General features: G+C 51.5%; 7 protein-coding genes. 1 reads left to right on the top strand and 6 read right to left on the bottom strand.

Going from position 1 to position 14,092, the window contains the following annotated elements:
• Nucleotides 1-14: 14 nt before the first annotated feature.
• The 3 genes from Q8W24_RS12810 to Q8W24_RS12800 all read right to left on the bottom strand — a co-directional run bounded on the left by Q8W24_RS12810 (nucleotide 15) and on the right by Q8W24_RS12800 (nucleotide 8,937).
• Nucleotides 15-4,412 carry a hypothetical protein gene (locus Q8W24_RS12810; RefSeq protein ID WP_305475534.1) on the bottom strand — a complete coding sequence of 1,466 codons (4,398 nt, stop codon included), beginning with the start codon at nucleotides 4,410-4,412 and terminating at the stop codon, nucleotides 15-17.
• A gap of 43 nt (nucleotides 4,413-4,455) precedes the next feature.
• A complete protein-coding gene (locus Q8W24_RS12805) occupies nucleotides 4,456-7,746 on the bottom strand; it encodes a TonB-dependent receptor domain-containing protein (protein WP_305475532.1) in 3,291 nt (1,096 codons plus the stop codon).
• A gap of 297 nt (nucleotides 7,747-8,043) precedes the next feature.
• Nucleotides 8,044-8,937: a tetratricopeptide repeat protein gene (locus Q8W24_RS12800; protein WP_305415374.1), complete on the bottom strand. Its 894-nt coding sequence runs from the start codon at nucleotides 8,935-8,937 to the stop codon at nucleotides 8,044-8,046.
• Nucleotides 8,938-9,120: 183 nt separating this feature from the next.
• Here Q8W24_RS12800 and Q8W24_RS12795 point away from each other — a divergent pair, with 183 nt between their 5' ends.
• Entirely contained in the window at nucleotides 9,121-9,822 is a 702-nt protein-coding gene (locus Q8W24_RS12795) for a DUF6436 domain-containing protein (protein WP_305475530.1), read from the top strand.
• Here Q8W24_RS12795 and Q8W24_RS12790 read toward each other — a convergent pair.
• Genes Q8W24_RS12790 through Q8W24_RS12780 form a run of 3 tightly spaced genes read right to left on the bottom strand, consistent with a single transcriptional unit; the run spans nucleotide 9,808 to nucleotide 13,867 of the window.
• Nucleotides 9,808-11,958, bottom strand: a complete 2,151-nt coding sequence (locus tag Q8W24_RS12790; protein ID WP_305475529.1) for a DUF3488 and transglutaminase-like domain-containing protein — start codon at nucleotides 11,956-11,958, stop codon at nucleotides 9,808-9,810. The genes Q8W24_RS12795 and Q8W24_RS12790 overlap by 15 nt on opposite strands.
• Nucleotides 11,955-12,941, bottom strand: a complete 987-nt coding sequence (locus tag Q8W24_RS12785) for a DUF58 domain-containing protein (RefSeq protein ID WP_305475528.1) — start codon at nucleotides 12,939-12,941, stop codon at nucleotides 11,955-11,957. The genes Q8W24_RS12790 and Q8W24_RS12785 overlap by 4 nt, the downstream gene beginning before the upstream one ends.
• Nucleotides 12,942-12,943: 2 nt before the next feature.
• Nucleotides 12,944-13,867: a MoxR family ATPase gene (locus tag Q8W24_RS12780; RefSeq protein ID WP_303431913.1), complete on the bottom strand. Its 924-nt coding sequence runs from the start codon at nucleotides 13,865-13,867 to the stop codon at nucleotides 12,944-12,946.
• Nucleotides 13,868-14,092 lie beyond the last annotated feature (225 nt).

Raw genomic sequence — 14,092 nt, 5'->3', positions numbered from 1 at the left:
ACACTTAACACATATCATTCTAGATAATAAATCAACTCTGGATTCTGGTTATAATTATACATCCCCATATAATCTGTTTGCTCAAGAAATTCCGTATCAGCAGTTGGCGATTCATTGTAATTTCCAGAATTCGTACCCTTTTCATTCCCTTGGTTTACAACCTCTAACATTGGAAACTCAGCGAAGTCACGACCAACTAGAACAGGGTTAAGATTGAAGACACCAAATGCTTTTTGAGCCACTTGGGATAACAGATTAGGACTATCAAAATTAACACCGAAGGTATAAGTTGCACTTGATTTATAGGTTGGATTTTCAATAACTCTGCTATCAAAGCTCACATTTTCACACCCAGCTGCCAAGTTAACGATATTAATATCTTCCGCAGTGACGGAGCTAGCTTGATCGTCGAAGCCTATGCATTGTTCAACGGTTCCCCCATAGTAAGACATGTATATAAATTCTGCTCCAAGGACACTATTATATAAGTTGACGCTGCTTCCATTATATAACGCCAACATCATAGTTCCCGGTTGCCCGCCTTGGAAGGTAGTTCCATCTACAGGAAGTTGATAAAGGCTAATGTTTGCCATTGTAGGCGCAGATCTCGGTAATGAATCTGGATTGTCTGGATTGTTTCTTCCTTTGATAACTGCCGAATTACCATATTCGTCAGAAGGGAGGTATATCCATACAATTCCATTTAAATATTGTATGTTGCCTGTGTAGCCATAATTCCACTCTATCAAGCCTTGATAGGATCTAGGCTCTGGAAAAGCCGAAAGGTCAAAATATATATCCTTAATATTTAATGAACCTCCATTAATGTTGATGGCATATCTAACTTCTGACTGTCTGGATGATTCATAGATGTTCACATGCGCAATTAAACCATTACCAACAGCATTGAAATCTAAAAATGTATTGTCATTAAATGAGACATACTGAATATCCACATTTGAATGGCTGTTATCATACCCTCCATAATATCCATATTCACCATCGATATTACAAACTTGGCCGCCTGCATCTGTCGTCTCAGCATTAGGACATTGATTGTGCCGACCAAAACCATCAATTACAAAACGAATCCCAGAGATATTCAATAACCCTCGGCTGTTTTCTGGATCATACGTATTCTCTGAATAATCTGGATCACCAATCATAACGAGAGAGCCAGCTCTGCTAATATGCAGAACACTTTTGTCGTTTTCTGAAGTCAACTCTGTACCAGCTTCAATCGTTAGCATCACCGGATTAGCTTTCATTTCAGCTACGGTATCGACATCAGTAATTTCCTGATGACCATTACCAATATGAACGATCCCTTTAATACTCCAGTGGGTCGGTGCCACTCGCATTACCGCCTCTTCGATATAGCGGGTCTCCCCCGTCGAAGAGTTAATCGCCCAACCGCCGGTCAAAGCATCTACTTGTATTTCCTCCAGGGTGTAACCATCGTTTAGCCATTGTTCAACCGTTTCACCTGGCAAGCCCGTGTACTGGCTGATGGTAACGTTGTTGGTATAGATACCACCTAAAATCCGGCACGACTTGGATGCCGGATACCAGTACTCATTAGAGCTGATCTCGCCATCGCCATTAGTATCGTATCCAAAACGGTAGGCACCGGCAGTCAGCTCACTATCCAACGCTGTCAGAATCCCGAGGTTATTGCATTCAAAATCTGGAGTAATCACAACCGAGTCACTCCAATTGTTATACCAGTTGTCATTGCTATCCGAGACAGCGCCAATGTAGCCAGCGTCGTTCAGCTGACTATAGCTGTCACCTATAAGACCGGCGTAGCTGCTGAGACTGGCCTGACCGGCCAAGGTATCGCCGGTAATCACATAACTGGTATCCAGTACGGGATCTTCTTCGTAGACACCGCTAGAAGAAGCAACGGTGTAGCCGTAATCGTAGCCACTGTCTTCGGAATCTGCTGCCAAGATGTTTTCACAACTGAATATCACGCCATCAAACAGAATCCCCTGCGGGTCGCTGCTTTGTAAGGCGGCGGTTTCGGCATCGTCAATATCCAGGCAGGTGGCGAAGTCTGAGAACACCGAATTAAACATCAGTAAACCAGAGCCTTGTTCCAGCAATACGGCAGTATTGGCAGAGCCAAAGCCAGCGGCGGTGATATTGGTGATCACAGGACGCGAACGCGGGCTAGCGTCGTAATTTGTGCTGTCGTTGATGCCATGCAGTACATGACCGGTACTGTCATCTCCTGGGCTGACAATGGCGGTTTCAATGGTGCCGGTATAACCGTTTTGCCACTGAATCTGGTCACCGGCGATATTGGCCATCACCAGATGATCAAAGTTTACCGCACCGCCGTTGATATTGAGGCCGTCAGCGCCGGCACCATAAATATCCAGATAGGCTATTTGGGAATTGTCATCAACCTCGTTCAGGGTCAAGGCGGCCTGACCGTCTTCACCGGTATCGAACAGGCGCAAGTAGTGAATATCCACTTGGTAATCAGCGTCACTGTGTCCATTAACACTAATACCGCGCCAGCTGGAGGTGATATCACCAGCGCCCAAACCCACAGCCCCAACTTCTACTCCCGCGGTGCTGGAGCCTGCAACACGCAAGCGCGCATCCGGTTGAATCACCAGTTCGGAATCATTATTGCTGGTAGCTACCAACTTGGTACTGGAAGCCAGTGTCAGTTGTATCGGGCTGGCCAATGCGGCAGCCTGTTCGCTGCTGCTAAGGGAAGTAAAGTCTGTACCGACCTGTACCTGGCCATCAATACGCCAAGCAATATTTTTAGGGTAATAATCCGGTGAACCACCGTTATCCAAACGACCTTCAATACTAAAGTTGCTGTATAGCGTCGCAGATTGTGCCACGGTAGGGTTTAGATCACAGATTTGATAGGTGAGGTTGTCGATCTGCACGGTGTCGCTGGCCAGCGTACCCACATCCATACATTCAGGAAAGAGAATAGCGGCACTGTAAAGATCGTTACTGGAAACACCAACGTTACCAGCACCTAATTGGCTAATATCCTCAACATTGGCAAAGCTTAAACTGTCGTTGGTTACTGCCCAGATATAGCTAAGCAAGGGGTCGGCACCGGTTATCAGGTCGGTGGCATCCGCAATTGCCGCTAATGCATTATCGGTGCTGTTCGTTATATTGCTACAGTTGAGCAAAGCAGAACCAATGCTGGTCTGGCTGGCCGAATCCTGTGGTGCCAGGCAGGTATCAAAACCCTGTATCACCACATCATCGATGGACAGCATTGAAGCACCGGTCAATGCCAGTGCACTGCCCGCCTGATTGTACTGGTCGTACAGTGTGGTGTTGATCAGATCAACCTCTCCGCCATTCAGAATAATAGCAGCCGTACTGTTGCTGTGGCTCACCCGAGCAGCAAAGCCGCCCTGATATTCGTTCAGCTCAACGGCTGTACTGGCCGATTCGGTGATATATGGTGTGGGAACAGATCCAGTGAAAGTATCTGTAAACAGGTTCCAGCTACCGCCATAGGCGGTTATCGCGGTATTGCCTGAATAAGCAATCACGTTACCCACTTGTCCTGCTACCGGGGCATAGGCGGTAACGGCGGAATGAATGGTGCCGCCTTCGTAACCTTCGAGCGTTACTTGGGTTTCAGCACCGGCTTCACCAATCACCGAGCTGGTGCCAGAGCCCAGGGTGTATAAACCGGGCAGCCCCTGGCTGGTGTTGGTATTGAACCCCAAACCATAAGTAACCAGGTCGGTGCTGGGGCTGACACCACCGTAATAACCAAATGGGCCTTCGATGTTACACAGTGCTTCCGGGCTGGCAGTTTGCGGACATTCCGGCGCAGAGCCGATGCCATTGATGATGATACCACCCCATTCTCCACCACCAACCAGATTATCGTCCAGCGATTGAATACTGGCAGAAAGCTGGGCGTTACGATGCACAATCACAACCGTGCCTTCTTTGGCGTAAACCGTGCTTGAGCTGGAACCCAACTGAAACGCTTTGTGATCTGCAACCAGTTCATCCAGTGTTTGGTATTGCTTGCTTTCACCCAGTTGGTAAACGCCATCCAATACCCAGACCAGCGGCTCGTAGTTCCAGCTGGTTTTCAGTTGAATCATGTTCAGGTTATCGGAGATAGAACGGGTATTCTCTAACTCGCCAAAACTAGTACTGAGCAGGCAGGCATTCACCTCTTCGCCATCAACCACTACCGGTTCAGTGGGTGTTCCCACTACGCCGTACTGCAAAATTTCACACTGGGCCAGCGATACCTCCATGCTGTCTTGCATGGCAGTTTCATCGGATACATCGGCACCACAACTGGCCAGTACGGCGGCTGTCAGTGCTGTGGCCAGTACTTTTGGCAGCGGCCGGGGTATATACCGGGTCGCCTGAAACGAATAATTCAATAACATATTGTCACCTGTTACTTATGTTGGATATCCAGTAAATTCAGCATTAAAAGTCGTAGCTGACTTTTAGCTTGTATTTGGGGCCAGATTTATAGCTCAAATACGCCACGTTGTATTTTTCGTAATATTGGCGTTTTTCAGAGTCCAGAATATTTTCACCGGATAATGACACTTTCAAATCGTCACCAAAGCGTTTGGTATAGATAATTTTAAGATCATCATAAGGTTCACTATACACATTGGTAACGTTACTGCCTGCATCTGGTGTTACAATGACCAGCTCTTTCCCCTTGCGGTTAAATACCAGTGTGACTTCCTGACCGGTTTCAATATGGTCGTAACCCAATTGTAAGTTAGCAATATAGTCTGGCTGGCCTTGTAATGGACGATCCAAGTCGGTTTCTTTGGAGTCTTCTGCAAGGGTAACTTCCGATTCGATATCGGTGTAGTTACCTTGCACAAAGAAGGCGTGGCTGTAACCCAGGTCAAATTCCGTACGAAAATCCAGTTCCCAACCGCTAACCTTGCCGGAGTCGACGTTGACGAAGGTGTAGTAATCGTAGTCATTACCAATGGTATCGAAAGCATTTTCGATCGGGTTATCCATATCTTTACGATAGGCTCCCAGGCTGACAGATTCGGTATCGCTCGGGTACCATTCCAGTCGCATATCGTAGTTTTTGATGTCCGCGGGCTTCAGATCCGGATTACCTTTATATGCGGTAAGGGTTTCAATGTCCCGATAGGTACGCGGCAGCAACTCGAAGGTTTCTGGCCAGCTGACGGTTTTGCTGAAAGCACCACGTAATTGCCAGCGCTCGTTAATAAGCCAGGTAGCCCCCACGGATGGCAAGGTTTTGGTTTCGTCCAGCAGTTCGTACAATGGCTCCGGATTGTAGTAGTACTGGTCAGCTTCTACCTTGAAGGATTCACGACGCACCCCAAGATTGGCGGTGACTGTATTCCACAAGTTCCAATCAGTTTGCAGGTACATGGCGTTGGTGTGTTGTTCAACACGGTACTGATAGCCGTTATCGATACCAATATCATCTTCGTCGTTTAAAGAGCCGCCATAATTAACATACAAACCATTACTGCCATTGGTGCCATCACCAATATATTCATCGGTAAATATATCTGCAGGATCGGGGTACAACAGAATATCCTCTCTGGTTTCCTGTTCTAACATATTATCGCGATAGGAGAATCGGTCTTCATAGCCATCCCGGGTGCGGTCCAATTTGTACAAACCGGCTTTAGCAGTAACAGCAATATTGCCAGTTTCATTAATAGGAAGTTCCAGGTCGATACTCGAGGCATTACCATCCTCTTCGGAATATTCCCAAAGATTATAAGCCGTACTATAGCCAACCAGAAGGGTAGGGTCTGAGGTCTGGCTTCCCTGGTAGGTATAGCGCTGAGCATTGGGGCGATCGTATTCGCTGGACGAACGGGCAACTTGCCAATTGGCCTTAAGATTACCCAAAAGCCCAGAAACTTCGGATATATTAAAGTAGTGCTCGCCCCATAGCTGATGACTGACCAACTGCTCTTCTATCCAATCAATACTTTGGGTCTGGAACTTTTCAATACTTGAGTCAACGGCCCAATCGCGCGGGTCTTCTGGCAGAACAATATCATTTTGGGCAATCCAGTAACCACTGGCAATATTATATTGGTCTTCAAACTCTGCGGAGCTGGTAGTATGGCGCAGCAAAAGATTGTTTATTCCCAGAGTGTGATTTTCTGTAATTCGCCAATCAGCATTTAACATGGCACTGAGATCAATGATATTGTTGGTATCGTAAGTGACCTTGGATGAGGTCAAAGCGATAATATCTTCCTGTTCGCCAGTATCAGAATTATTGACGGTATACAGATCAAAACCATTCTGTATTTTTTCGTCGTTGGTCCATTTATTACTGTAACGGAAGGCTCCAATCACCCCCAGTCGCTGACCGTCTTCTGTCAGCCAGCTGTCACCACCCGCCAGGCTGAAGGACACATCAGCGGGCAGATCACCTTTGTAAACACCGTAGTTTTCAAAGGACTCACCTAGGTCTTCACGGTACTGGAGAAACTCTTCGCTATACCCAAGTCCGTTACTGCCAGCTGAGTCTGGATCTCCAAAGAAATAAGCGCCTCGGGCTTCTTTGGCTATGTCTGGCATTTCACGAAAACCGTCGTCATAACCGGTCCAGTCGCTGCCGCCACTTTCTTTGCTCATATAGCCTTCTTCGCTGTTGGCTTTGCCGTAGCCCAGCGTGGCCGATATTTTGAAGAAGCCTTCGTCTGGCGTTGGCTTGGTTTTCATTTCAATATGACCAGCGGTGGCGGTACCGGGCACGTCGGCAGTGGCGCTTTTTTGCAACGACAGGGTTTGCATAATGCTGGCCGGAAATATATCCAGTGGCAGGTCACGCCGGGCCGGATCGGTAGCAGGTAGCACCGCACCGTTAAAATACGTGGATTGGTAACGGCTTTTCATACCACGCACAATGGCATAACGGCTGTCTTCCAAACTGACCCCGACCACCCGCTTGAGCGCCGAGCTGACGGTGCTGTCGTCGAAGCGGGCGATCTGGGTAAAGTCCATACTGTCCAGCACCGAGCTGGACATACGCTCCATGTCGACCGGGTTATAAGGTTGATAGCTGGCAGTGGCGACTACCTCTTCGATACCCTGACTGTAGCCGTCGTCACTGCTACTCATATTGGTTTCGAGATTGACCGATAACTGTGACACCACTTTGACGCCAGAGAGCGTCTGGCCACGATAATCAGGATGTTGCAAAGTCAGCCGATAGTTGCCAGCTGGCAGCTGAATTTCGTAGGTACCATAACCGTCTGTACGAGTCGTGATGTCGCTGCCTTCAACCGAGACCACCACATTGGCAATGGCCGCGCCGGTAATGTCGTCGGTGACAGCACCTTCAATCACTCCCACCAGTGCACCATCGTCAGAGCTGACTTGACCATTACGGTGGCTTAACTGACTCAGAGGAATACGTTTAACGGATTTTTCCGCGCTGGCCACGCCACTGGTTTTGCTAATACTGACGAACGCTGCTTCGTCGCTGTCCAGCGTAAAGCTGACGGGGATACGTGTACCCGCCGCTTCAACCACCAGCGCCTTGCGGCCGCCATCAACACTGTCGATCCAAAGGCTGCCATTGGCGTCAGTACGGCCCAATTCCAGACCACCTTCCAACACGATGGCATCACCCACCGGCTGGCCATCCATGACAAAATCTACTTTGATGCCCGCTGCCCACAGCGGACTGGCGATTAACAGCCCTAACGTGCCGGTAATTAGCCGTGTATGTCCAGCCCTCATTACGTCTCTTCCCTTTTGATAAAAGATAAAAGTGTGCGGACACAGCCGAGCTGCGCCCCCAAGGAACAGAGCTAAAGACGGGATTTGGATAAAGTGGCGACATTAAGTTTTTGTGACTGCGTATTTACAGCCGGGAATCGACCATCGTTGACTTGTGTCACACCCGGTAAATGGTTGGATTTCTGGAAAATATTAAAAGCTTATTTTGTTTGGTTATCAGGGCGATCGCTGATCCAAACGTGATGGGCCCGACAGGCTATGTTGCTCTGACACTGTTTCAGGTATGTCTGGCACAGATCAATCAGTCTGATCCGGCTCTTCTGACCAGTTCCGGTTCCGCTGATGGCTGAACCACTCCCGGCGATAACGATTGGCTCTGGCGCGGTCGGGCAAGATATTGATCAATTCAATCAGCAGCCCCTGCCCCTGTTTTTCCAGCTCAGGGGAGCATGGCCGTCGCAACAGGCCAATCAGCAGTTTGAATGCTTGCTCGTACTGCTCTTCTGCAGCCAGTTCCTGGGCCAGTGCCAGTCGATTTTCCGGGGTGGGTGCATCGCGAAAGGTTTGCCGCAAGCTATCGAGGTTGTTTTGTCGCCGCTGCAATAAATGCCAGCGCGATAACGCTTGTTGTATCGCCGGGTCACGCTGACTGTTCGCAGTCAGGTTGTCCAGCAAGGTGGCTACTTCCTGCAGTCGCTGAGGCTGCTGTTGGCTGGCGTCCATCAAGCGCTGACAATAGCGGGCCAGGTCGGCGGTGTTACCAGGACGTTGCTGTACCAGCTGACGCCATAACGCCAACCCCTGCGACCAGTCTTGCCGGGCGATATGTTGTTCCGCCTGTTTACGTAATTTGTCACAGGGTTGCTGGATATACGGGGCCAGCAGCTGGCGAATCTGACTTTCCGGGAGTGCCTTGGTGAAGCGGTTCACCTCTCGGCCACGGTAATACAGCAATACGCTGGGCAAGCCACGCACTTGCATCACACTCATCAGCTGCGGTTGTTGTTCAGCGTCCACCGTCAGCAACCGCAGCTGCGGTGCAAACTCTTGCTCCAAATGCTCAAGCACAGGCAGCAAGGCTTTGCAGGGGGAACACCAGCTGGCCTGAAAATCGACCAGTACCAGGCTGTTTTGCGCCAGCTTGGCAACATACGACAAAAATGCAGTGGGTTCGTCTGGAAGGTGGCTCATGGAAACAGCGTCTGGGTACACCTGAAGGAGAGTACACGGGTTAATCCAGGCTTTCCAGAAACCTGCCAACGATCGAAACCGCCACCAACCGATTGGCCCACTCGAGTTCAGGGCATTGTCATCCCGTGCGTCTCACGGGATACTGGCGGGACGAACTTTCCCCCATCACCGACGTCATCGCCAATGCCATCTTCTATACCACCACCGTCCGCTGCCGTATCACCCACCAATAATCCCAATCGCCAGCGTAATATTGTGCTGGGCCTGGTGGTGGTCTTGTGGCTCTCGGGTACCGGCCTTGCCTTGTGGTGGTTTCAATCACAAACCATCCGGTCTTTTCTGGCCGCCGACAGCTCACCTGCAGCGTTAAACACCCAGGCTCTGGAAACCACACTCGCAGCCTTGCTGGCACGCCTGCCAACCAATACCCATGTAACCCAGGCACCGGTCACCATGGTGCATTTCTGGAATCCGGACTGCCTCTGTAACCAGGTCAGTCGCCGTCATTTTGATGGCCTGGTATCGGCCTTTGATCGCTACCAGTTACGCATCGTCGTTGTCGCGGCTGCCAATGCCACCGCGGAGCAGCTGGCGGAGTTCCGCCAGCTGAATGGCCAGCGCATGGAGTTGATCCAGGCCAATGATCTGACGGCATTGATTCCATCTTCTCCAGCCCTGGCACTGGTTAAGGAAAACGGCCGCCTGGGCTATTTTGGCGCCTATGGCTTTGGTGCTTTATGCAGCGTCGCCAGCGATGATTTTTTCCCGAATATGGTGCGCCAAATGACCGATGGCCAATACGGACCGTTTATCAATGTTGCTGGCAGCGGCTGTTTCTGCCGCTGGCCAACCACATCCGATGCATTGCCTTCAGGCGCCGATTGAACGGGGCTTGCCGCGCCAGGATTGCCGCAACAAGCGCTTGCGGCTTTTCCGCAGCTGTTTGATCAGTTGTTTCTCATCCGCAGGCTGCTGTCCACTGGCGGCGTATAACTGAAAATCCATCAGCCGTGCCAGTGCCAGCAGATAATCACCATCAGCTCCCAGTACTTGCGCCAGCCGTACCAGATAATGCCGTTGGCTTTCGCCGGTCTGGAAAGCGACCCCATACTGTTGTTCCCCAACGTTGACCAGTTGCTGCCAGGCAAGGGCTATCGGACTGGCACGGTGACGTGGACGTTGCCAGACGATCATCAGCGTGATAACCAGAAAGACCAGCCCTACCGCCCCGACCAGCCAGATCAACAGTTGTTGGTAATCGGTTTTTTTCAATATATTGCTTAACAGGTTTTTCTGGCGTTCGTTATCGTATGACAGTACCCAGCGATGCCAGAGGTAGTTCACCGATTCCAGCTCCATACGCAGCCTGTTCAGCCAGGGAATTTGCCGGATACGCCCCGGTGACAGCAGTTTGTCTTCCATAAAAGAGCCTTCTTCCTGCAGAGCCTGCTCGAGACCAAACTGGATACGATCCGGTGCTACCACCGCAGTCGGGTCCACCCGAACCCAGCCAGTGCCCTCCAGCCAGATCTCGGCCCAGGCGTGGGCGTCATACTGACGCACTGTCAGATAGTTTTCAGCCTCGTTCCATTCGCCCCCTTGATAGCCAGTCACAACCCGGGCAGGAATGCCTGCCAACCGGGAGGCATAAACAAAAGCGCCGGCATAGTGCGCACAAAACCCCAGCCGGGTATCAAACAGAAACGCATCAATGTCGTTATTCCCCAAAGCCGGTGGTTTGAGGGTGTAGAGAAAACCCTGATTACGAAAATAATCAATCAGTGTATTCACCAGATCCATCGGCGTCTCACTGCTGGCCACCAACCCGGCCACCCACTCACGGGTACGGGGGTTGCCACCCGCGGACACATCAAGATTATGCTGGCGCTGCTGGGAACCCAGTGTCTGGCGCACCAGTTCACGACGGAGACCCAGCCCCTGATAGCGTTTGCGCTGATACACTGGCCTGCGATTAATCAGCACCCCGGCCGCAGTAACACCGATACCCCGTTCCAACGCCGTGCCGTGCCGCAAGGTGTAGAGCCAGCGCTTGCCGGTCGCTTCCTGAATGATTTCATAGTTCAGTACACCGTCCGTACCGGTCGGAACCGGCCGCTCGGTTGGAAACCAATCCACCGACTGGTCTCTTTTTGAAAAACGCCAGGTCCGGCCGTCATAACGGTCCAGAACCAGAGCTCGCCAATACAGCTGTTCACGGGACGGCTGCTGGCCATCATCAAACGTTGCCCGGAATGCCAGCTCATCGGAGCGACTGAGAGAAGCAATATCCCCCGGAGCCATCTGTTCACTAAGACCACTGATCGCCTTTTCCGACTGCAGGTTGATGCTCCACAATGGTGAAATACGCGGAAACAGCAGATAGAACACCATCATGACCGGAATGGCACTGATCAGCACACCAAAGGCATATCGACTGGCCACCCAGACGCCCCTGGCTTCATGCGAGACCAGATGCAACGACACCAGCGCTGCCATCAGCACCCAGAGCACCAGTAAGCCGTATAGCCCCCAGAGCAGCGACTGTTCAAACAGGAAACCGGTCCCGGCCAGAAAGAAGCACAGAAAAATAACGATATAGCCATCACGCTGGGTGCGCATTTCCAGCACTTTTAACAGGCAGGTAGCAACAAAAAACGCCACCGCACTTTCCAGCGAATATTGACCGCTAAAACCGATAAATACACCAATAGCCACTGCCAGAATGGCAACGACCTTGGCCATCGTTCCCGGATAAGCAAAACGGCCGATATGCATTTGCCAACGCCAGAACACCACCGCACCGGCCATCAGCCAGAACAGCAATGGCAGGTGCGAATAATGCGGTAACAAGGCCAGCGCCCCACCGCTCAGAAGCCAGAACAAGGCTGAACGGGGAATCTGCTGCTGCCGAGCCGCGGGCTTCATATGCAGCTGGCTTCCCGCCTTGATGGCCGGTTTCTCGGCGGCAGCAGACGCCGGGTCTGATACCCTGTTATGGTCGGAATGAGGGGTAGCTGTCATGACGGGCTCTCACTCGGTTGATCCAGCTGATACAGCGTCAGCATTTTCAGGCAGGCCCCAAGATGAGCATCCGAATGTTCCGGAGCGCTCTCCTGACCCGGCAAGCGCACGCCGTACTGCCAACCCAGTTGATGGGCTTCAAGCACCCAGCCACAAAGCTGGGACAAGCGTGACTCCAGATCGCCACTGGTGTTTGCCCAGTCGAGCCAGCAACTGGCTCCTTCATCGCTGTCAAAATCCTTGGTGACCAGTCCCTTGCCCCGTGCCAGCTGTTTCCAGGCAATCTGACGCATGGAATCGCCGGGCTGATACTGACGCAAGCCCCGGAAATCCTGCTCGCCACGGACTTCCAGTGTCGCCCCCAGCAATTCTCCTGCCCCCTCACCACTGCGAAATACAAAAGGCGATGGCTGCGGCTGCGGGTACACCAATGTGGAAAAATCCAGCTTGATCCAGCTCCAGGCACGGAATAATCCCAGTGGAAAGCGGCTTTCCAGCAGTACCCGTCCAGGAGACAGGTAACCCCGTTGATAACAGCGATAGCTGAGCCGCACGGACTCCGCGCTTCCACGTTCAATACTGACCCGTTGCCCCGGATTATCCGGATACTGCAACCACAGGTTAAGATGCTCCCGTCGTGGTGCTGCCACCAGTCGCAACGGCAGATCGAACACCTGTCCAGCATAGCCGTGGATGGCTTCCTGACTACTGACCGTCAGCCCGGTGAGGTTCCGGAACGTCAGCAACATGGCCGACAGACCAACACTGAATAACCAGAACGCCATACCATAGATCAGGCTGTTCTGATAATTGATGGCAGTGACCAACAACAACGCCACCAGTGCCAGATAAAGTAAACCGATCCGGGTCGGTACAATAAAGATAGCCCGGTGACTCAACACCAGGCTGCGGGTAGCGGGTAGTCGCCGATTCAGCCAGCGTTGCCAACGGTCGCCAAACAGACGATCAACTAACACCGACACGGCTACACCAACACCGCAACTGAGCTCAGCATCCGGGCCGAAACACTATGCCCGCCACCGTCGGCGGCATCCGCCAAGCGGTGATCCACCACCGCTGGCAGCACTGCCTGAATATCTTCAGGCAAAACGTGCGAACGCTCACTTACCAGAGCCCAGGCTCTGGCCGCTTGTAACAACGCCAATGCACCCCGTGGGGACAGGCCATACAGATAACCCGATTCGTAGCGGGTAAAGGCAATCAACCGTTGCAGGTAATCCAGCACAGAAGACGATGCATGGACCTTGCTCACTTCCTGCTGTAACTGCTGTAATTGCTGCGGCGTAATTTTTGCCGACAACTGGTTGGCCATTTCCCGCCGACTGACGCCTTCCAACAGCTGACGTTCGGCCTGTTCGGAGGGATAACCGAGCGAGATACGCATCAGAAAGCGGTCCAGCTGACTTTCTGGCAGCGGGAAAGTACCCGACTGCGAAACCGGATTCTGGGTCGCGATCACAAAGAATGGCTCAGGCAAAGGCCGGGTCTCACCTTCTACGGTGACCTGACGCTCTTCCATCGCTTCCAGCAAGGCACTCTGGGATTTGGGTGTTGCCCGGTTAATTTCATCCGCCAGCAGTAATTGACTGAATACCGGCCCTTCATGAAAACGAAATTGGCCCAGGTCAGAGCCTGGCTGTTTTTCAAAGATACTGACCCCGAGAATATCTGCCGGGAGCAAGTCACTGGTGAACTGGATACGGTTGTAATTCAATCCCAGCACCCCTGCCAAAGCATGCGCCAGCGTGGTTTTTCCCATGCCGGGTAAATCCTCAATCAGCAAGTGTCCATCGGCTAACAGGCAACTCAGGGCCAGTTTGAGTTGTTCCGGTTTTCCCAGAATAATCCGGTTAAGCTGTTGCAAGGCGTCGCTGACAGCGCTGGTCATGTCGGGTCTCCGTTGATCAACTGATCACATTACTAAGATAAAAATGCACAGGCTAAATAACAATTATATAGCTGACAGCTCATGGTTTATGCCAGACAGAGCAAAGCAGGTCGAGGATTAATCATGGCTTGATGTGGGGCGTGACACACAATAGGGGGCATCTATTTAATCCGGTGCTCACTCTGGGCTACCGGATGGTTTCGAATCACGAAGCCGACTTGCAGG

Source organism: Oceanobacter sp. 4_MG-2023 (assembly GCF_030689165.1).
Taxonomy (GTDB): Bacteria; Pseudomonadota; Gammaproteobacteria; order Pseudomonadales; family Oceanobacteraceae; genus Oceanobacter.
This window is presented reverse-complemented; position numbering and strand designations above follow the sequence as displayed.